Here is an 18,808-nt window from a genome sequence, read left to right on the forward strand (position 1 = left end):
AAAAAGGACTAGCTATTTTAGCTAGTCCTTTTTTGTTTACAATTTATTTGTTTTATGAAAAAGTATAGTAAGAACAATAAAATTCACGATTTGCAGGTTTTGAAATAAATTTTAGTGGCAACGATAAAAGTAAAGAATAAACTTTAATAGTACATAGTTGAAAATTTTTTCGTTTCCTTTTATATTTAAATTAAGGTCAAATATAGTCAAAGTCAGAAGGAGGGGGCAGCGTGCCAAATATCTCTGACATTATCGAACAGTATTTAAAACAAGTACTTGAATTAAGTGAAAGAGAAATTGTTGAAATAAGGCGCAGTGAGATTGCTGATAAATTTCAATGCGTTCCGTCGCAAATTAATTACGTTATCAATACCCGTTTTACAGTTGAGAGAGGTTATCTTGTAGAAAGTAAGCGAGGCGGCGGCGGCTTTATTCGTATTGCAAAAGTAAAAATGCATGATGCAGCGGATTTGTTTCAGCAAGTAATTGAGATGATTCAAAATGAAATTTCACAAGTAAGTGCTGAAAACGTCATTATTAGGTTAGTTGAAGAAAAAGTCATCACAGAACGAGAAGCAAAAATCATGTTGAGTGTTATCAATCGTTCAGTTATTAATATTGAACTTCCTTATCGTGATGAGCTAAGGGCTAATCTTTTAAAAGCAATGCTTAATTCATTACGCTACCGATAAACTCATGATCTATTTTATTTAGAACAGGGAGTGATGACAGGATGATTTGTCAGCAATGTGAAACGAGACCTGCAACTCTTCACTTCACAAAAATTATTAATGGTGAAAAGACGGAGATGCATGTATGTGAACAATGCGCTTCAGAAAATGGAGATACATTTTCTTTTTCAAATCAGCAAGGTTTTTCAATCAATAACTTACTAGCTGGCCTACTTAACCTAGATCCAGCAGTAACTGAAAATTATAAGCAACAAAGTCAGGAGGTTCTTTCTTGTCCTACTTGTGGTATGACATATCAAAAATTTGCTAAAATCGGCAGGTTTGGATGTGCAGATTGCTACAAAACATTTGAGCGACCTCTTATTCCTTTCTTGAAGAGGCTGCATGGAGGTAATTATCTGCATCATGGAAAAATACCAGCAAGAATTGCAAGTAATCTTCATTTAAAAAAGGAATTACAGGCATTAAGATTGAACTTAAAAGAGTATATCGAAAAAGAGGAGTTTGAGAAAGCAGCCGAACTCCGAGATCACATTCGATTACTAGAAAAGAAGATGAACGAATCGAGAGAGGAGGAAGCGTAATTCATGTCCCAGGATTTGTTCTTTTCCCAGCCTGTTAGCTCTTGGATGCGTCAAGAAGCTTCGAATTCAGATATTGTTCTAAGCAGTCGAATCAGGCTGGCTCGAAATTTAACTCATTATCTTTTTCCAACTCTCTTTTCTAAAGAACAAGCAGTTGAAGTGGTTCGAGTATTCGAGCAAGTTTTTCAAAAAAGTGAGAACACCAATCAGTGGAATTTGCATTTACTAAAGATGAACGAATTACAGCCTCTTCAAAAGCAAGTGTTGGTTGAAAAGCATCTTATCAGTCCTAACTTGGCTGAAGGAGATAACAACGGAGCTTGTTTTTTATCAGAAAAAGAAGATTTGAGTATTATGGTTAATGAAGAAGATCATTTACGCATACAATGTTTATTTCCAGGCCTTCAATTATCTGAAGCTTTAAGCACAGCGAATAAAGTAGATAATTGGATTGAGAAATACGTAGATTATGCGTTTGATGAAAATAGAGGGTATTTAACCAGCTGTCCCACAAATGTGGGTACTGGGCTACGTGCATCTGTGATGATGCATCTGCCGGCTTTAGTGATGACCCGTCAAATTCATCGTATTATTCCCGCTATTAACCAGCTCGGCTTAGTGGTGAGAGGAATTTATGGAGAAGGTAGCGAAGCTTTAGGGAATATCTTTCAAATTTCTAATCAGATAACCTTAGGGAAATCTGAAGAAGATATTGTGGCAGATTTAAATAGTGTCGTACAGCAGTTAATTACACAAGAGCACTCTGCACGAGACGCGCTGTTTAAAACATCTCATGTAGAGTTAGAAGATCGAGTGTATCGTTCATATGGAGTATTGGCCAATAGCCGTATTATTGAGTCAAAAGAAGCTTCACAATGTTTATCAGATGTTCGATTAGGAATCGATTTAGGGTATATAAAAGGACTGAGTCAAAATATATTGAATGAACTTATCATTATGACGCAGCCAGGCTTTTTACAGAAGTATTCGGGAGGTCCCCTAAAGCCTCAAGAACGTGACATTAAAAGAGCCACCTTAATTCGAGAACGTCTCACTATAAATAAAAACACAAATTAAACGTGGAGGGTGACGATTATATGATGTTTGGTAGATTTACAGAGCGCGCACAAAAAGTATTAGCTTTAGCACAGGAAGAAGCACTACGCCTAGGTCACAACAACATTGGAACAGAGCATATTTTATTAGGTATCGTTCGTGAAGGTGAAGGAATTGCAGCAAAAGCTCTTTCTGCTCTAGGCCTAAGCACTGAAAAAATTCAAAAAGAAGTGGAAGCATTAATTGGCAGAGGCCAAGAATTAACGCAGACCATTCATTATACACCTCGAGCGAAAAAAGTCATTGAACTTTCAATGGACGAAGCCCGAAAGCTTGGTCATTCTTATGTAGGAACAGAACATATCTTACTAGGCTTAATTCGTGAAGGTGAAGGCGTTGCAGCACGCGTTTTAAATAATTTAGGTGTCAGCCTAAATAAAGCTCGTCAGCAAGTGCTTCATTTATTAGGTAGCAATGAAGCTGCTTCAAGCCATCAAGGCGGAGGCTCTTCAAATGCCAATACACCTACGCTAGACAGCTTAGCACGCGATTTAACAGTTGTAGCGCGCGAAGGAAGTTTAGACCCTGTTATCGGACGTGGGAAAGAAATTCAGCGTGTTATTGAAGTGTTAAGCCGACGTACAAAAAACAATCCTGTATTAATTGGGGAGCCAGGTGTCGGTAAAACGGCAATCGCTGAAGGTTTGGCTCAGCAAATCGTCAACAATGAAGTTCCAGAAATTTTACGTGACAAACGCGTTATGACTTTGGATATGGGAACGGTCGTTGCTGGTACAAAATACCGCGGAGAATTTGAAGATCGCCTGAAGAAAGTAATGGATGAAATTCGTCAAGCAGGTAATATCATTCTCTTTATCGATGAGTTACACACATTAATTGGCGCTGGTGGCGCAGAAGGAGCTATCGATGCTTCTAATATTTTAAAACCTTCTCTTGCTCGTGGAGAACTTCAGTGTATCGGTGCCACCACTTTAGATGAATACAGAAAGTACATTGAAAAAGATGCAGCGTTAGAGCGTCGCTTCCAGCCAATTCAAGTGGATGAACCAACGTTGGAAGAGTCTATTCAAATCTTAAAAGGGCTTCGTGACCGTTATGAAGCGCATCACCGAGTATCTATTTCTGATGAGGCAATCGAGCAAGCGGTGAAACTATCAGATCGCTACATTTCCGATCGTTTCTTACCGGATAAAGCAATCGATTTAATTGATGAAGCTGGTTCAAAAGTGCGTTTACGTTCATTTACAACGCCGCCAAATTTAAAGGAATTAGAGCAAAAATTAGAATCAGTACGCAATGAAAAAGATGCGTCTGTTCAAAGTCAAGAATTTGAAAAAGCAGCATCTTTACGCGATACAGAGCAACGCCTACGCGAAGAATTAGAAGACACAAAGAAAATTTGGAAAGAGCAGCAAGGTAAAGAAAACTCAGCTGTAACCGTAGAAGATATTGCGATGGTGGTATCTAGCTGGACGGGTGTACCGGTCTCTAAACTGGCACAGGAAGAGACAGAAAGACTGCTGAACATGGAAGAGATTCTTCACTCTCGTGTAATTGGGCAAGAAGAAGCGGTAAAAGCAGTTGCAAAAGCTGTGCGCCGTGCTAGAGCAGGCTTGAAAGATCCAAAACGTCCAATTGGTTCATTCATTTTCTTAGGACCAACAGGGGTTGGTAAAACAGAGCTTGCACGTGCATTAGCGGAGTCAATCTTCGGCGATGAAGATGCAATGATTCGTATCGATATGTCTGAGTACATGGAGAAACATTCTACTTCACGCTTAGTAGGTTCACCTCCAGGGTATGTTGGATACGAAGAAGGCGGTCAGTTAACGGAAAAAGTAAGAAGAAAACCTTACTCAGTTGTTCTTTTAGACGAAATTGAAAAAGCGCATCCGGATGTATTTAACATTTTATTACAAGTGTTAGAAGATGGACGCTTAACAGATTCAAAAGGCCGTACAGTTGATTTCCGTAATACGATTTTAATTATGACATCAAACGTAGGTGCTGATACATTAAAACGAAGCAAGCACTTAGGGTTCACAGTAGAAGCAGAAGGGCAAGACTACAAAGATATGAAAGGAAAAGTAATGGCGGAAATGAAGCGCGCGTTCCGTCCGGAGTTCCTAAACCGTATCGATGAAATTATCGTCTTCCATTCATTAGAGAAACCTCACTTAGCTGAAATCGTTAAATTAATGGCGGATCAGTTAACAAAACGCTTAAAAGAGCAAGAAATTGATCTTGAATTAACAAAAGAGGCAATTGATAAGATTGCAGAGGAAGGTTTTGATCCAGAATACGGTGCTCGTCCACTTCGTAGAGCAATTCAAAAACATATTGAAGACCGTTTATCTGAAGAGCTGCTAAAAGGGGTTGTTCAAAAAGGTCAGAAAGTGACGCTAGATGTAGACAAAGGAGAATTTGTTGTTAAATCCTCCGCTCCAAGCAGCATCAGCTAAATTTACTCAAACCAAGACGAGGCATACGAAAAAACACGTATGCCTCCCTTTTTATTTTAGCTTAGGAAATAGTGTACAATAGAGATAGAAATCGATTGAATGAACGGAGAGATTGATAACATAATGGCGAAACGAAAAACAAAATTTGCATGTCAGCATTGCGGATATGAATCAGCAAAATGGATGGGGAAATGTCCCGGATGCGGAAGCTGGAATTCTATGGTAGAAGAAATGGAAGAAACGAAATCATCACGCCGAGGAGCTTTTTCCGGAGCTACTGCTTCTAAAGTTCAAAAACCTCAGTCAATTACAGCGATTGAATCTACAACAGAACCACGAATTTTTACACCTTCTGCAGAGTTAAATCGTGTATTAGGAGGAGGCATTGTCAGAGGGTCACTCGTTTTAATAGGGGGAGATCCGGGTATCGGAAAGTCTACTTTACTTTTGCAAACCTCTGCGCAGTTAGCAATGAAACAAAATAAAGTACTATATATTTCGGGAGAGGAATCAACCAAACAAACGAAGTTAAGAGCGGACAGGCTAGGTGTAAAAGCTGAAGAGCTTTATGTTCACGCAGAAACAAACTTAGAATTAATACTAGAGGCCATCTCAAGCATGCAGCCTGATTTTGTGGTGATTGATTCAATTCAAACCATTTACCATGCTGATGTGACATCAGCGCCAGGAAGCGTCTCACAGGTGCGAGAGTGTACGGCTGAACTAATGCGTGTTGCTAAAACGAATGGAATTGCCATCTTTATTGTGGGTCATGTAACGAAAGAAGGGGCCATTGCAGGTCCAAGACTTCTTGAACATATGGTGGATACGGTTCTTTATTTTGAAGGAGAGCGCCATCATACGTATCGTATATTAAGAGCGGTTAAGAACCGGTTTGGATCTACAAATGAAATGGGCATTTTTGAAATGAAAGAAAGTGGGCTAGAAGAAGTATTGAATCCATCTGAAATCTTTCTAGAAGAACGATCTCAGGGAGCAGCAGGATCGGTTGTTGTCGCTTCAATGGAAGGGACAAGACCCGTATTAGTAGAGCTGCAGGCGCTAATCAGTCCAACGAGCTTTGGAAACCCTAGAAGAATGGCGACGGGAGTAGATCATAATCGCGTTTCGCTTATCATGGCTGTCTTAGAAAAGCGTGTAGGAATGCTGCTGCAGAATCAAGATGCTTATTTAAAAGTAGCAGGTGGAGTGAAATTAGATGAACCAGCAATCGATTTAGCTGTAGCCGTTAGCATTGCTTCAAGCTTCAGAGATGCTGCTTCTAGCGCTACAGATGTTATTGTAGGAGAGGTAGGATTAACAGGTGAAGTACGCCGAGTGTCTAGAATTGAACAGCGCGTTCAAGAAGCGGTAAAATTAGGGTTCCAACGAATTATTATCCCGGAGAAAAATTTAGGAGGATGGAAAGTCCCAGATGGTATTGATGTGATTGGGGTATCAACAGTAGCGGAGGCTCTGCAATATACATTAGGAGGATAAGCAGTGGAAGGAGAAAAAACAACAGTTAGTCAAAAACAAATATCAGAAATTCTGCAGTTTGTAGCACCAGGAACCCCTATTCGTGACGGTATCGATAACGTCTTGCGGGCAAAGACGGGCGGCTTAATTGTTATGGGCTACAATGAACAAGTCAAAAAGATGGTAGATGGAGGATTTTCGATTAATTGTGCATTTACACCTGCGCATTTATACGAGTTAGCCAAAATGGATGGAGCGCTTATTTTAAACGACAGCGGAAGCAAGATATTATTTGCTAATGCTCAGCTCATGCCAGATCCCTCTACTCCTTCTTCACAGACAGGAATGCGTCACCGTACAGCAGAGCGCGTAGCTAAGCAGTCAGGTGTATTGGTGATAGCCATTTCACAAAGACGAAATGTGATTACGCTTTACAAAGGGTCTCTGCAGTATGTATTGAAAGACATTAGTGTTATTTTAGCAAAAGCGAATCAAGCGCTTGGGACACTTGAAAAGTACAAGGCGGTATTAGACGAATCGATTACAAGTCTCAGTGCATTAGAGTTTGAAGAGCAAGTAACTCATACAGATGTGCTGCAGTCGCTTCATCGTACAGAAATGGTTCTGCGTATTAAAAATGAAATTTTGAGCTATATTAGCGAGTTAGGAACAGAAGGAAGACTAATCCGTCTCCAAATGAATGAACTACTTTCCCACTTAGAGGAAGAAGCAACTTTATTAATCAAAGATTATATGTATGATCTCAGCTTTGACCCTTACCGAGTAATTGAACGCATGCAGCAGCCGTCAAATAATGTTCTTCTCGATGACCAAACGCTCCTTCGCTTAATGGGATATCCTATGTATACAAGCTTTGAAGACAGCGTTATTCCTAGAGGGTATCGAATGCTTCATAAAATTCCAAGACTTCCATCGATTATTATTGAAAATCTCATTGATGAATTAGGGGATTTAAAAACGATAGCAGATGCGTCGGTAGAAGAATTGGATGAGGTAGAAGGCATCGGTGAAATTCGAGCAAGGAAAATCAGAGAAGGCCTAAAAAGACTAAAAGAGCAGCATCTTACAAACCGTCAGCTATAGGATATTAATTGACATTAAATGTTTGATTCATTAAGATATTGTGAAAATACAAAAAAAGTGACAGTTTGTTTACAAATTCTGTTTTTTGGTTAAATAACAGGTTTCAATCATTGTAAACTGTTTATAATGATAAAGGGAGGTGAAGGCGTGTTAAAACGTTTTGTACAGTTATTTTTTATTATTACAGGTGGTACATTGGGCGTCTTTTTTATACCTGAACTTATTCAATTATTAAATCTGCAAGATGTAGCATTTCTAGAAAAGCCTTACGTCGATGCAATACTGGGAGCCATTTTGTTTTTCCTTGTCACGTTTTGGATTGTTGATTATATAGTTGAATTAATTCGCCGAGTGGAAGAGGCGTTACTGAAGGCGCCTGTAACGGATGTGCTTTTCGGGAGCTTAGGATTGATTTTAGGGCTTATTGTGGCCTACTTGGTCGGAGCTTTTTTAGGTAGAATTCAACTTCAAGTAGTAAGTACCATTTTACCAATCTTTCTAAGTATTCTTTTAGGTTACTTAGGGTTTCAAGTCGGGTTTAAAAAACGTGATGAACTTGTAAGCGTGTTTTCGATGCCGGCTCGAATTGGGAAGAAAAAAGGACAAGAAGAAGAAACAGATAACGAAGAATCATTAAAGTCTCTTAAGATTTTAGATACAAGCGTTATTATTGACGGCCGTATCGCAGATATTTGTCAAACAGGATTTTTAGACGGAACGATTGTTATTCCGCGCTTTGTGCTTGAGGAACTTCAGCATATTGCTGATTCGTCGGATGTTCTAAAACGAAACAGAGGTAGACGAGGTCTAGATATTCTAAACCGTATTCAAAAAGAACTGGCAATGAAGGTAGAAATTTATGAAGGCGATTTCGAAGACATTCAAGAAGTAGACAGCAAGCTGGTTAAATTGGCAAAGCTGACTTCCGGTTTGGTCGTGACAAACGATTTTAATTTAAATAAAGTATGTGAACTTCAAAATGTTGGCGTTTTAAATATCAATGACTTAGCAAATGCCGTCAAGCCAATTGTACTTCCAGGAGAAGAAATGAACGTATTGGTTATAAAAGACGGTAAAGAGCACAATCAAGGTATTGCCTATCTTGATGACGGTACAATGATCGTGGTAGAAGAAGGAAGAAATTATATTGGAAAGCAAATTGATGTACTGGTGACGAGCGTACTCCAAACCTCAGCAGGCCGTATGATTTTTGCGAAACCCAAGTTATTAGAAAAAGCACTGTGACGTAACAGGTAAAGGGAGTATACCTATGAAGTATGAAATTATCGTGTTAGCTGCAGGTCAGGGGAAGCGAATGAAAGCGGGGCGGAACAAACAATTTTTAACTATTCAAAACGTTCCGCTTATCATTCATACGCTGCAAAAATTCGAACAAGATCCTTGGTGCAGTGGAATTGTACTAGTCGTAAACGAAAAAGAAGTGGAGATTTTTGAAGAGTTATTAATCGAATATCCAATTCAAAAGGTTCAATCATTGACAGTTGGGGGCGATGAACGTCAACATAGCGTTTATAACGGTCTTAAAAGTTTAAAGCAGGCTCAGATGGTATTAATTCATGATGGCGCTCGTCCATTTGTTCAACAAAACACAATCCATGAGTTAGTAGAAAAAGCTGCTAGTGATAAGGCTGCTGTGCTGGCTGTTCCAGTAAAAGACACAATTAAGCGTGTGGAACAGGGTACTGTCATTGAAACAGTTGAGCGCTCTAGCTTGTGGGCTATTCAAACGCCGCAGGCTTTTCTTTTTGATGTAGTAATGAATGCACACGAAAAAGCAAAAACAAATGAATACTTAGGTACCGATGATGCAAGCTTAGTAGAAAGAGCGGGGCAAAAAGTATCGATTGTAGAGGGAAATTACGATAATATAAAACTAACAACACCAGAAGATTTGTTATATGCAGAAGCTATATTAACAAAGCTAAACAGGACTGAAGGAGTGGAAAAATGAACATTCGAGTAGGACAAGGTTTCGACGTACATGAATTTGCAGAAGGAAGACCTTTAATCATCGGCGGTTTAGAAATTCCGTATGAAAAAGGACTATTAGGCCATTCAGATGCAGATGTGCTGTTGCATACAATCGCAGATGCCTTATTAGGAGCGGCGGCTAAAGGAGATATCGGAAAGCATTTTCCGGATACAGACCCTGAATTTAAAGATGCTGATTCAGCAAAGCTTCTTCAACACGTATGGAAACTACTAAAAGATGAAGGCTATGAATTAAGCAATGTAGATTGCACAATTATCGCGCAAAAACCTAAAATGGCTCCTTACATTGAACCAATGAGAGAGCGTATTGCGCAGCTGTTAGAAGCAAGCATTTCTCAAATTAACGTCAAGGCAACAACAACAGAAAAGTTAGGTTTTACGGGACGTGAAGAAGGAATTGCCGCCCAAGCAGCCGTTTTAGTTTATCAAAAATAAAAACAGTTGACTTTGACAGATACCTATTTGGTGATAAAATTAGAACATGTCTAAAATATCTAAATACATACTATAAGTAATATTAAATTGGAGGTCATCTTAGTTATGTCAAGCGAAGTAAGAGTTCGTTATGCCCCGAGTCCAACTGGACATCTTCATATAGGGAATGCAAGAACAGCACTATTTAATTATTTATTTGCACGAAATCAAAACGGTAAATTTATTATCCGTATTGAAGATACAGATCAAAAGCGTAATATCGAAGGCGGAGAAGAAAGTCAGCTGCGCTATTTAAAATGGTTAGGTATTGAATGGGATGAGAGTATCGACGTAGGCGGCGAGTACGGTCCTTACCGCCAGTCTGAACGTACGGAAATCTATCAAAAATATACGGAAGAACTTCTTGAAAAAGGATTAGCTTATCACTGTTACTGTACGTCAGAAGAGCTTGAAAAAGAGCGTGAAGAACAGCAGGCAAACAGTCAAATGCCGCGCTATTCAGGGAAGTGCCGTAACTTAACAGCTGAACAGCGTGCTGAACTAGAAGCAGAAGGCCGTGAGCCAAGCATTCGCTTCCGTGTTCCTAGTAACAAAGAAATTAAATGGAATGATATTGTCAAAGATGAAGTATCATTTGAGTCTGAAGGCATTGGTGACTTCGTTATTGTGAAAAAAGACGGTACACCAACATATAATTACGCTGTAGCCATTGATGATTATCTAATGAAGATGACACATGTTCTACGCGGAGATGACCATATTTCTAATACACCGAAGCAAATTCTTGTGTATGAAGCTTTAGGCTGGACGCCTCCTGTATTTGGTCATATGACATTGATCGTAAATGAAAATCGCCGTAAGCTAAGTAAACGTGATGAGTCAATCATTCAGTTTATTGAGCAATATAAAGAATTAGGCTACTTGCCGGAAGCACTGTTTAATTTTATTACAATGCTTGGCTGGTCACCTGTGGGAGAAGAAGAAATCTTCTCTAAAGAACAGTTCATTGAAATTTTTGACCCAGCTCGTTTATCAAAATCTCCAGCACTATTTGATACAAGCAAATTACGTTGGATGAACAACCAATACATGAAACAATTGGATTTAGACGAGGTAGTAGCTTTATCAGTTCCTCACTTAGTGAAAGCTGGAAAAGTTGAAGAAACGCGCGATGCAGAAACAGAACAATGGGTACGTGACCTAGTCGCTCTATACCAAGAACAAATGAGCTTTGGCGCCGAGATTGTTGAACTTACTGAAATGTTCTTTAAGAAAGAAATTGATTACAGTGAAGAAGCAAAAGCAGTGCTTGCTGAAGAGCAAGTACCGGAAGTGTTAAAAGCATTTGCTGAAGAGATTTCTTCCTTAGAAGAATTCAGCGCTGATGAAATTAAGGCAGCAACAAAGGCTGTACAAAAAGCAACAGGTCAAAAAGGTAAAAAACTATTTATGCCAATTCGTGTAGCAACAACAGGCGAAACACACGGTCCTGAGCTTCCAAAAGCTATTTCTCTTTTAGGGAAAGAAACAGTTTTAGCTCGTTTAGAAAGCATTTATAGTTAACAAATTTCTATTTTGCCCATATGATAAAATAATCAAATATGGATATCGTTGAGAAGGAAGAGTAGGCAAGTTCATTGCATATCAGAGAGGGTTATCACCGGCTGAAAGTAACCTATGACAAAACTTGTTGAAGTGCGCCTTTGAGTCTTTTGTTGAATGCTACTAAGTAAGTAGGCAAAAGCGGGTACTTTCACGTTATGAGAGAAGAGTTGGGATCGTTTGTTGATCCAAACAGAGTGGAACCGCGTATATACGTCTCTGTGTCATTTGACATAGGGGCGTTTTTTTATACAATCAATGAGTAGATAGAGGAATAGCGGAATTGGGGTGAGATGATGCTAAAGTTGTTAAAGGAAGACATTGAGGCCATATTTGAACAAGATCCTGCAGCAAGAAGTTATATTGAAGTGATATTAACCTATTCGGGGTTGCATGCTATTTGGGCACATAGATTAGCTCACGGGCTTTTTAAAAGAAAGTGGTTTTTTCTGGCACGTGTAATCTCACAAATTAGCCGATTCTTCACAGGGATTGAAATTCATCCGGGTGCGAAAATTGGCCGCCGATTTTTTATTGACCACGGAATGGGAATTGTTATTGGGGAAACGTGCGAAATTGGAGATAATGTAACAGTATATCAAGGAGTAACACTCGGAGGAACAGGGAAAGAAAAAGGAAAGCGTCACCCGACGATCGAAGACAATGTCTTAATTGCAACAGGTGCTAAAGTACTAGGGTCGATTACGATTCATGCGCACTCCAAAATTGGAGCGGGCTCAGTTGTGTTAAATGACGTCCCAGAAAACTCAACGGTTGTTGGTATCCCTGGCCGAGTCGTCATTCAAAATGGCGTCCGGATTCCAAAAGATTTGAATCATCAAGATTTACCAGATCCAGATGCAGAGCGTTTCAAACAGCTAGAGAAAGAAATTTTACACCTGCAAAATCAATTAAAGGAATTAAAAGAAGGGAAGATTCACCATGGCAATTAAGCTATATAACACGTTAACACGTCAAAAAGAGACGTTTGTACCGCTAGAAGAAAACAAAGTCAAAATGTACGTGTGCGGACCGACCGTGTATAACTATATTCATATTGGAAATGCGCGTCCTGCGATCGTATTTGATACGGTGCGCCGCTATTTAGAATTTAGAGGCTACGATGTAGAGTATGTCTCAAACTTTACAGATGTGGATGATAAATTAATTAAGGCAGCAAAAGAGTTAGGAGAAGATGTTCCAACGATCGCAAACCGCTTTATCGATGCCTACTTTGAAGATACGTCAGCTCTTGGATGCAAGCATGCCGATGTGCATCCACGCGTAACTGAAAATATGGATATCATTATTGAGTTCATCGATGAACTGGTGAAAAAAGGATATGCATATGAGTCAGAGGGTGATGTATACTATCGTACACGTAAGTTTGAAGGATACGGAAAATTATCACATCAGTCTATTGATGAATTGCAATCTGGTGCTCGTATCGAAGTTGGAGAAAAGAAAGAAGATCCATTAGACTTTACTCTTTGGAAAGCAACCAAAGATGGAGAGATCGCATGGGATAGCCCTTGGGGTCAAGGAAGACCAGGCTGGCATATCGAGTGCTCTGCGATGGCACGCAAGTATTTAGGTGATACAATTGATATCCACGCAGGCGGCCAGGATTTAGCTTTCCCTCATCACGAAAATGAAATTGCCCAATCAGAAGCGCTCACTGGGAAATCGTTTGCGAAATACTGGCTTCATAACGGATATATCAATATTGATAATGAAAAGATGTCTAAATCACTAGGGAACTTCGTGTTAGTTCATGACATTATTAAAAAGCATGATCCTTCCCTACTTCGATTCTTTATTTTATCTGTTCACTATCGTCACCCAATTAACTATAACGAAGAAATTTTAGAGAATACGCGCAAAGGGTTTGAGCGTCTGCAAACAGCTTACGGCAACTTAACTCACCGTCTAGAGGCAGCAACAAATCTTCAAGAAGATGCTTCAGAATGGTTCGAAAAGCTAAAAGAGCTTCGCGAAACGTTTGTTGAAGAGATGGATGATGATTTTAATACGGCAAATGCCATTTCTGTTCTGTTCGAGCTAGCAAAGCAAGCTAACTTGTATTTGTTAGAACAAACAACGTCTACAGATGTAATTGAAGCCTTTATTAAAGAGTTTAAAGAATTAGGTGCTGCAATAGGCATTACGTTTGGAGAAGCTGAACTTCTAGACGAAGAAATTGATCAATTGATCCAAGGTCGTATTCAGGCTCGTAAAGATCGTAATTTCCAATTAGCAGATCAAATTCGAGATGAATTAAAGGCTAAAAATATTATTTTAGAAGATACGGCGCAAGGAACAAGATGGAAAAGAGGATAATAGTGTTATGAGCAGCAGTAAATTAGATGTAAAACAGCTAAATAGCTTAGCTCTTGCTTATATGGGTGATGCGGTGTTTGATTTACATGTTCGCCGCCACCTGTTGGTGTTAGGGACAGTGCGCCCTAACCAGCTTCATAATAAAGCTAAAAAATATGTATCAGCAAAAGCACAAGCGCAAATCGTATATTATTTTAAAAATGAAAACTTTTTTACTGAAGAAGAAGAAGGTGTACTGCGCCGAGGACGCAATGCAAAGTCCGGTACAGTCCCTAAAAACACAGATGTGCAAACGTATCGCTACAGTACGGCATTTGAAGCGGTCGTAGGCTATTTGTATCTTTTAGGTGAAGAAGAAAGAATGATGGAACTTATTACTAAAGCTATCTCTTTCGTCGATGAAGGAGAGGGAGGAATGAATCATGGAACATGAATTTATCATTGGACGTAATCCGGTCCTAGAAGCCCTAAAGTCTGGGCGCGACATTAACAAACTATGGATTGCCGAAGGATCGCAAGGCGGTTCTATGGGGCAAATCACGCAGTTAGCAAAACGTAATGGTGTATTGGTGCAGTTTGTACCGAAAAAGAAAATTGAGCAAATGGTAGACGGTATTCATCAAGGAGTAGCTGCACAAGTTGCTGCTTATCAGTATGCAGAGTTAGATGATTTATTTAACTTAGCGGAAAAACGTAATGAAAGTCCGTTTTTTCTTCTGTTAGATGAGCTTGAAGATCCCCATAATTTAGGTTCTATTATGCGAACAGCTGATGCCGTTGGCGCACACGGTATTATTATTCCAAAGCGCCGTTCAGTTGGATTAACCGCCACTGTAGCTAAGGCCTCTACAGGAGCAATTGAACATGTTCCCGTAGCAAGGGTAACAAACCTATCAAGGACGATTGATGAATTAAAAGATCGAGGCGTATGGATTGTTGGAACAGATGCGAAAGAAAGCGATGATTACCGCAACTTAGATGGAGGTATGCCGCTTACGTTAGTGATTGGAAGCGAAGGAAAAGGCATGAGTCGTTTGATTCGTGAAAAATGCGACTTCCTTGTACAGCTTCCAATGGTTGGGCATGTTACATCGTTAAATGCATCTGTAGCAGCTAGTCTTCTCATGTATGAGGTTTACCGAAAACGCCATCCTCTAGGTGAATAAGAATGGATATTCTACTGGTGGATGGTTATAACATGATAGGTGCGTGGCCCGACCTAAGAAAGCTTAGAGATAATGATTTAGCCGGTGCTCGAGACCTGTTAATCGAAAAGATGGCAGAGTATCAAGCATATATGGGTTATCGTGTCATTATTGTCTTCGATGCTCATATGGTCGAAGGAATTGAAAAGAAGGCAAAAAATCATAAGGTTGACGTTGTATTTACAAGAGAAAATGAAACAGCGGATGAGTACATTGAAAAGCTGGCTCAAGAGCTAAACAATGTAAAGACACAGATTCATGTTGCTACATCTGATTTTACGGAGCAGTGGGCAATCTTTGGACAAGGTGCGCTTAGAATTTCTGCTCGAGAATTGTACAACGAAATTGAGCAAATTGAGAAACATATTAATCTTGATGTGAAGTCTATTCAAAATCAAAAGCCAGCGGCACGCATTCAACTTTCCAATCAAGTAGCCGAAATTTTCGAAAAATGGCGCCGGGGACAGCGGTGAGGTTATTGACGGTACGGAATTAGCTACTGTATAATATTTCTATCTACTGTGCGGTCGGGGGGATCGATATGGGCGATAATTATGGGAGAAAACTGCATGCTCATTTCGAACAACAAGAGGATGAAACAGTTGTCGATCTTGTGCATAAAGGCGATATTGACGCATTAGAGTATTTGATTCATAAATACAAAAACTTTGTGCGAGCAAAGGCGCGGTCATATTTTTTAATTGGGGCAGACCGTGAAGATATTGTACAAGAAGGTATGATAGGGTTATATAAGGCAATTAGAGATTTTAGAGAAGATAAGCTAACTTCGTTTAAAGCTTTTGCTGAACTTTGCATTACGAGGCAAATTATTACCGCTATTAAAACCGCAACAAGGCAAAAACATATTCCATTAAACTCTTATGTATCATTGGACAAGCCAATATATGATGAAGAGTCCGACCGAACCTTAATGGATGTTATTTCGGGGACAAAAGTAGCAAATCCAGAAGAGTTGCTCATTAATCGAGAGAAGTTTGATGATATTGAATTAAAGATGGCTGAACTGTTAAGTGATCTTGAGCGAAAAGTTCTCGTTCTTTATTTAGATGGTCAATCTTATCAAGAGATTTCAGAAGAGTTAAACCGCCACGTCAAATCCATCGATAATGCACTTCAGCGTGTGAAGAGGAAATTAGAGCGCTACCTCGAGATTCGTGAAATCACAATGTAGCCTTCTATCCTCATATTGACATGCTAAGAAAGTCTGTGATACTTTTTTATAGACATTATCACTCTATAGGTGGTTGACATTATGCGTAAAAAAGTTGTACTTGCGTGTGTGCAATGCGCTAGTCGTAACTATACGACTATGAAAAACACACAGCAAAACGAAGATCGTTTAGAAATGAAGAAGTTTTGCAAAACGTGTAACGCACATACGATTCATCGTGAAACAAAGTAGATCAATAATCTGCACAGACTAATACCCCTTTTAATTTATTGGAGGTTACAAACATGAACCGTGTAGGAAATTTCTTGCGTGATGTTGGGCGTGAGATGAAGAAGGTAAGTTGGCCTAAAAAAAATGAGCTAACTCGTTATACAATTACTGTTATTTCTACAGTTGTATTTATGACACTCTTTTTTGTAGTAGTTGATTACGGAATTTCGTCACTTATTCGTTTAATCCCTTGAATAAATTGACTTAAATCATGGTATAATAAAGCTAAATTATGTTTTTTTCAGAAAAGCCCGGAGACGGGTTTTTTAATTTGCTTTAAGAATGATTGTGCTAGGAGTCAACTATTTTCCTAGTGCGTTGTCTGTGCAATAGATTAGGACATCTTATTTTATAGTGAGCTGGGAGGGAAGGACGTATAGTCCTCAGAAATGGAGAAAAATTGGTATGTAGTCCATACTTATTCTGGATATGAAAATAAAGTAAAAACAAATTTAGAAAAGCGCGTAGAAACAATGGGTATGCAAGATAAAATTTTCCGCGTTGTTGTTCCCGAAGAAGAAGAAAGAGAAATTAAGAACAACAAAGAAAAGATTACAAAGAAAAAAGTATTTCCAGGGTACGTGTTAGTTGAAATCATCATGACGGATGATTCATGGTATGTAGTTCGTAATACACCTGGCGTTACGGGCTTTGTAGGTTCAGCAGGTTCTGGATCAAAGCCAACTGCTCTTCTACCAGAAGAAGTAGAAATGATCTTAAAACAAATGGGCATGGACGAGAAGCATGCTGACTTTGACTTTGAACTAAAAGAAACAGTATTAGTTCAAGAAGGTCCGTTTGCAAACTTCGAAGGTACCATTGAAGAAATCGATACAGATAAACGTAAAGTTAAGGTTCATGTGGATATGTTCGGAAGACAAACGCCAGTAGAGCTAGACTTTACACAAATTGAAAAAATATAATCTGTAAGACCTTGCAATTCATGAAGTTTAATGTTAATATTTCATAAGTCAGTATGTCTCAAAACTAGAGACTAAAACAACTATTTCTTTATTTTATATATAAAGAACATTGAGTGGGAGGGCATCGCCCTATTACCACATCACGGACTTAAGGAGGTGTGTCTCGTGGCTAAAAAAGTAATTAAACTTGTTAAGTTACAAATTCCTGCAGGTAAAGCAAATCCAGCGCCACCAGTTGGTCCTGCATTAGGTCAAGCCGGTGTTAATATCATGGGTTTCTGTAAGGAGTTTAACGCTCGCACAGCTGATCAAGCTGGTCTTATCATTCCTGTTGAAATCACGGTATTTGAAGACCGTTCATTTACATTTATTACGAAAACTCCACCTGCTGCTGTACTACTTAAGAAAGCGGCTGGTATTGAGTCTGGTTCTGGTGAACCAAACCGTAATAAAGTTGCAACAGTCAAGCGTGACAAAGTGCGTGAGATTGCTGAAACTAAAATGCCTGACTTAAACGCTGCTAGCGTTGAATCTGCAATGCGCATGGTAGAAGGTACAGCGCGCAGTATGGGAATCGTAGTTGAAGACTAATTCCATTTGATTGGGTGTTAGAAGGTTGCGAGAAATGGAAGTTTTCCTATGCTCGCAACCTTTATTAGTGGGAGGTTATTCCGTTAAAACCACATAAGGAGGAAACAAAAATGGCTAAAAAAGGTAAAAAGTACGTTGAAGCTGCTAAGCTTGTAGATCGTACACAAACTTATTCAGTACAAGAAGCGATTGAATTAGTAAAGAAAACAAACACAACTAAATTTGATGCAACTGTAGAAGTAGCATTCCGTTTAGGAGTTGACCCTAAGAAAGCTGACCAACAAATTCGTGGTGCAGTAGTACTACCAAACGGTACAGGTAAAACTCAACGTGTATTAGTATTCGCTAAAGGCGAAAAAGCTAAAGAAGCTGAAGCTGCAGGCGCTGACTACGTTGGCGATGCTGACTACATCAACAAAATCCAACAAGGTTGGTTCGAGTTCGATGTAATCGTAGCTACTCCAGACATGATGGGTGAAGTTGGTAAACTTGGTCGTGTATTAGGACCTAAAGGTTTAATGCCAAACCCTAAAACTGGTACAGTAACATTTGATGTTCAAAAAGCAGTTAACGAAATCAAAGCTGGTAAAGTAGAATACCGCGTTGATAAAGCTGGTAACATCCACGTACCAATTGGTAAAGTATCTTTCGAAGAGAGCAAGTTAGTTGAAAACTTCACTACAATCTTCGAAACTATGGTAAAAGCTAAGCCGGCAGCAGCAAAAGGCACATACATGAAGAACGTAGCTGTTACTTCAACAATGGGCCCTGGTATCAAAGTTGATACTGCTTCATTCTCTGCTTAATAAATTTGGAAATAAATCGGTGTTGACTTTTTG

The 18,808-nt window shown here is 39.2% G+C and carries 21 protein-coding genes and 1 other annotated feature; all 21 genes read left to right on the plus strand.

The annotated features are described in order from the left end of the window. The first annotated feature begins 230 nt into the window (after nt 1–230). Nucleotides 231–692, plus strand: a complete 462-nt coding sequence (locus MKY06_RS00515) for a CtsR family transcriptional regulator (protein WP_013054895.1) — start codon at nt 231–233, stop codon at nt 690–692. A gap of 41 nt (nt 693–733) precedes the next feature. Next, the gene (locus MKY06_RS00520; protein ID WP_013054896.1) at nt 734–1,276 is read left to right on the plus strand and encodes a UvrB/UvrC motif-containing protein; all 543 of its coding nucleotides are present in this window, start codon (nt 734–736) and stop codon (nt 1,274–1,276) included. Between the two features lie 3 nt (nt 1,277–1,279). Further along, complete coding sequence (locus MKY06_RS00525) at nt 1,280–2,353, plus strand: protein arginine kinase (protein WP_013054897.1); 1,074 nt, start codon at nt 1,280–1,282, stop codon at nt 2,351–2,353. Between the two features lie 20 nt (nt 2,354–2,373). Beyond that, nucleotides 2,374–4,815, plus strand: coding sequence for an ATP-dependent protease ATP-binding subunit ClpC (gene clpC / locus MKY06_RS00530; RefSeq protein WP_014462041.1), 2,442 nt, complete (start codon nt 2,374–2,376; stop codon nt 4,813–4,815). Between the two features lie 123 nt (nt 4,816–4,938). Next, nucleotides 4,939–6,315, plus strand: a complete 1,377-nt coding sequence (gene radA, locus MKY06_RS00535) for a DNA repair protein RadA (protein ID WP_013054899.1) — start codon at nt 4,939–4,941, stop codon at nt 6,313–6,315. Between the two features lie 3 nt (nt 6,316–6,318). Next, on the plus strand, nt 6,319–7,398 hold the full coding sequence (gene disA / locus MKY06_RS00540; RefSeq protein ID WP_013054900.1) for a DNA integrity scanning diadenylate cyclase DisA: 1,080 nt from the start codon (nt 6,319–6,321) through the stop codon (nt 7,396–7,398). A gap of 147 nt (nt 7,399–7,545) precedes the next feature. Beyond that, nucleotides 7,546–8,643 carry a PIN/TRAM domain-containing protein gene (locus MKY06_RS00545; RefSeq protein ID WP_013054901.1) on the plus strand — a complete coding sequence of 366 codons (1,098 nt, stop codon included), beginning with the start codon at nt 7,546–7,548 and terminating at the stop codon, nt 8,641–8,643. A gap of 25 nt (nt 8,644–8,668) precedes the next feature. Continuing rightward, on the plus strand, nt 8,669–9,370 hold the full coding sequence (ispD, locus tag MKY06_RS00550) for a 2-C-methyl-D-erythritol 4-phosphate cytidylyltransferase (RefSeq protein ID WP_029325232.1): 702 nt from the start codon (nt 8,669–8,671) through the stop codon (nt 9,368–9,370). Beyond that, nucleotides 9,367–9,846 carry a 2-C-methyl-D-erythritol 2,4-cyclodiphosphate synthase gene (gene ispF / locus MKY06_RS00555; protein WP_013054903.1) on the plus strand — a complete coding sequence of 160 codons (480 nt, stop codon included), beginning with the start codon at nt 9,367–9,369 and terminating at the stop codon, nt 9,844–9,846. The genes ispD and ispF overlap by 4 nt, the downstream gene beginning before the upstream one ends. Nucleotides 9,847–9,951: 105 nt before the next feature. Then, a complete protein-coding gene (gene gltX, locus MKY06_RS00560) occupies nt 9,952–11,409 on the plus strand; it encodes a glutamate--tRNA ligase (protein WP_013054904.1) in 1,458 nt (485 codons plus the stop codon). A gap of 39 nt (nt 11,410–11,448) precedes the next feature. Beyond that, nucleotides 11,449–11,672, plus strand: a binding site (T-box leader). A gap of 72 nt (nt 11,673–11,744) precedes the next feature. Then, a complete protein-coding gene (gene cysE, locus MKY06_RS00565) occupies nt 11,745–12,401 on the plus strand; it encodes a serine O-acetyltransferase (RefSeq protein ID WP_013054905.1) in 657 nt (218 codons plus the stop codon). Further along, nucleotides 12,391–13,788, plus strand: coding sequence for a cysteine--tRNA ligase (gene cysS / locus MKY06_RS00570; RefSeq protein ID WP_013054906.1), 1,398 nt, complete (start codon nt 12,391–12,393; stop codon nt 13,786–13,788). The genes cysE and cysS overlap by 11 nt, the downstream gene beginning before the upstream one ends. A 7-nt stretch (nt 13,789–13,795) precedes the next feature. Beyond that, nucleotides 13,796–14,221, plus strand: a complete 426-nt coding sequence (locus tag MKY06_RS00575) for a Mini-ribonuclease 3 (protein ID WP_013054907.1) — start codon at nt 13,796–13,798, stop codon at nt 14,219–14,221. Continuing rightward, on the plus strand, nt 14,211–14,954 hold the full coding sequence (gene rlmB / locus MKY06_RS00580; protein WP_013054908.1) for a 23S rRNA (guanosine(2251)-2'-O)-methyltransferase RlmB: 744 nt from the start codon (nt 14,211–14,213) through the stop codon (nt 14,952–14,954). The genes MKY06_RS00575 and rlmB overlap by 11 nt, the downstream gene beginning before the upstream one ends. A 2-nt stretch (nt 14,955–14,956) precedes the next feature. Beyond that, nucleotides 14,957–15,466: an NYN domain-containing protein gene (locus MKY06_RS00585; RefSeq protein ID WP_013081364.1), complete on the plus strand. Its 510-nt coding sequence runs from the start codon at nt 14,957–14,959 to the stop codon at nt 15,464–15,466. Nucleotides 15,467–15,534: 68 nt separating this feature from the next. Continuing rightward, the gene (gene sigH, locus MKY06_RS00590) at nt 15,535–16,185 is read left to right on the plus strand and encodes an RNA polymerase sporulation sigma factor SigH (RefSeq protein WP_013054910.1); all 651 of its coding nucleotides are present in this window, start codon (nt 15,535–15,537) and stop codon (nt 16,183–16,185) included. A gap of 81 nt (nt 16,186–16,266) precedes the next feature. After that, nucleotides 16,267–16,416: a 50S ribosomal protein L33 gene (gene rpmG, locus MKY06_RS00595; protein ID WP_013054911.1), complete on the plus strand. Its 150-nt coding sequence runs from the start codon at nt 16,267–16,269 to the stop codon at nt 16,414–16,416. 53 nt (nt 16,417–16,469) lie between these two features. Continuing rightward, nucleotides 16,470–16,649, plus strand: a complete 180-nt coding sequence (secE, locus tag MKY06_RS00600) for a preprotein translocase subunit SecE (RefSeq protein ID WP_013054912.1) — start codon at nt 16,470–16,472, stop codon at nt 16,647–16,649. 195 nt (nt 16,650–16,844) lie between these two features. Continuing rightward, a complete protein-coding gene (gene nusG / locus MKY06_RS00605) occupies nt 16,845–17,378 on the plus strand; it encodes a transcription termination/antitermination protein NusG (protein ID WP_013054913.1) in 534 nt (177 codons plus the stop codon). Nucleotides 17,379–17,543: 165 nt separating this feature from the next. Next, entirely contained in the window at nt 17,544–17,969 is a 426-nt protein-coding gene (gene rplK / locus MKY06_RS00610; protein WP_013054914.1) for a 50S ribosomal protein L11, read from the plus strand. A gap of 110 nt (nt 17,970–18,079) precedes the next feature. Further along, entirely contained in the window at nt 18,080–18,775 is a 696-nt protein-coding gene (rplA, locus tag MKY06_RS00615) for a 50S ribosomal protein L1 (protein ID WP_013054915.1), read from the plus strand. The last annotated feature ends 33 nt before the right edge of the window (nt 18,776–18,808 follow it).

The organism is Priestia sp. FSL P4-0332 (genome assembly GCF_038005845.1).
Taxonomy (GTDB): domain Bacteria; phylum Bacillota; class Bacilli; order Bacillales; family Bacillaceae_H; genus Priestia.

Coding starts and splice junctions, on each gene's coding strand:
- ispF (WP_013054903.1), top strand. CDS start 9,367: ATGAACATTCGAGTAGGACAAGGTTTCGACGTACATGAATTTGCAGAA.
- rlmB (WP_013054908.1), top strand. CDS start 14,211: ATGGAACATGAATTTATCATTGGACGTAATCCGGTCCTAGAAGCCCTA.
- sigH (WP_013054910.1), top strand. CDS start 15,535: ATGGGCGATAATTATGGGAGAAAACTGCATGCTCATTTCGAACAACAA.
- MKY06_RS00520 (WP_013054896.1), top strand. CDS start 734: ATGATTTGTCAGCAATGTGAAACGAGACCTGCAACTCTTCACTTCACA.
- gltX (WP_013054904.1), top strand. CDS start 9,952: ATGTCAAGCGAAGTAAGAGTTCGTTATGCCCCGAGTCCAACTGGACAT.
- cysE (WP_013054905.1), top strand. CDS start 11,745: ATGCTAAAGTTGTTAAAGGAAGACATTGAGGCCATATTTGAACAAGAT.
- MKY06_RS00575 (WP_013054907.1), top strand. CDS start 13,796: ATGAGCAGCAGTAAATTAGATGTAAAACAGCTAAATAGCTTAGCTCTT.
- nusG (WP_013054913.1), top strand. CDS start 16,845: ATGGAGAAAAATTGGTATGTAGTCCATACTTATTCTGGATATGAAAAT.
- radA (WP_013054899.1), top strand. CDS start 4,939: ATGGCGAAACGAAAAACAAAATTTGCATGTCAGCATTGCGGATATGAA.
- rplA (WP_013054915.1), top strand. CDS start 18,080: ATGGCTAAAAAAGGTAAAAAGTACGTTGAAGCTGCTAAGCTTGTAGAT.
- cysS (WP_013054906.1), top strand. CDS start 12,391: ATGGCAATTAAGCTATATAACACGTTAACACGTCAAAAAGAGACGTTT.
- secE (WP_013054912.1), top strand. CDS start 16,470: ATGAACCGTGTAGGAAATTTCTTGCGTGATGTTGGGCGTGAGATGAAG.
- clpC (WP_014462041.1), top strand. CDS start 2,374: ATGATGTTTGGTAGATTTACAGAGCGCGCACAAAAAGTATTAGCTTTA.
- ispD (WP_029325232.1), top strand. CDS start 8,669: ATGAAGTATGAAATTATCGTGTTAGCTGCAGGTCAGGGGAAGCGAATG.
- MKY06_RS00585 (WP_013081364.1), top strand. CDS start 14,957: ATGGATATTCTACTGGTGGATGGTTATAACATGATAGGTGCGTGGCCC.
- rpmG (WP_013054911.1), top strand. CDS start 16,267: ATGCGTAAAAAAGTTGTACTTGCGTGTGTGCAATGCGCTAGTCGTAAC.
- MKY06_RS00525 (WP_013054897.1), top strand. CDS start 1,280: ATGTCCCAGGATTTGTTCTTTTCCCAGCCTGTTAGCTCTTGGATGCGT.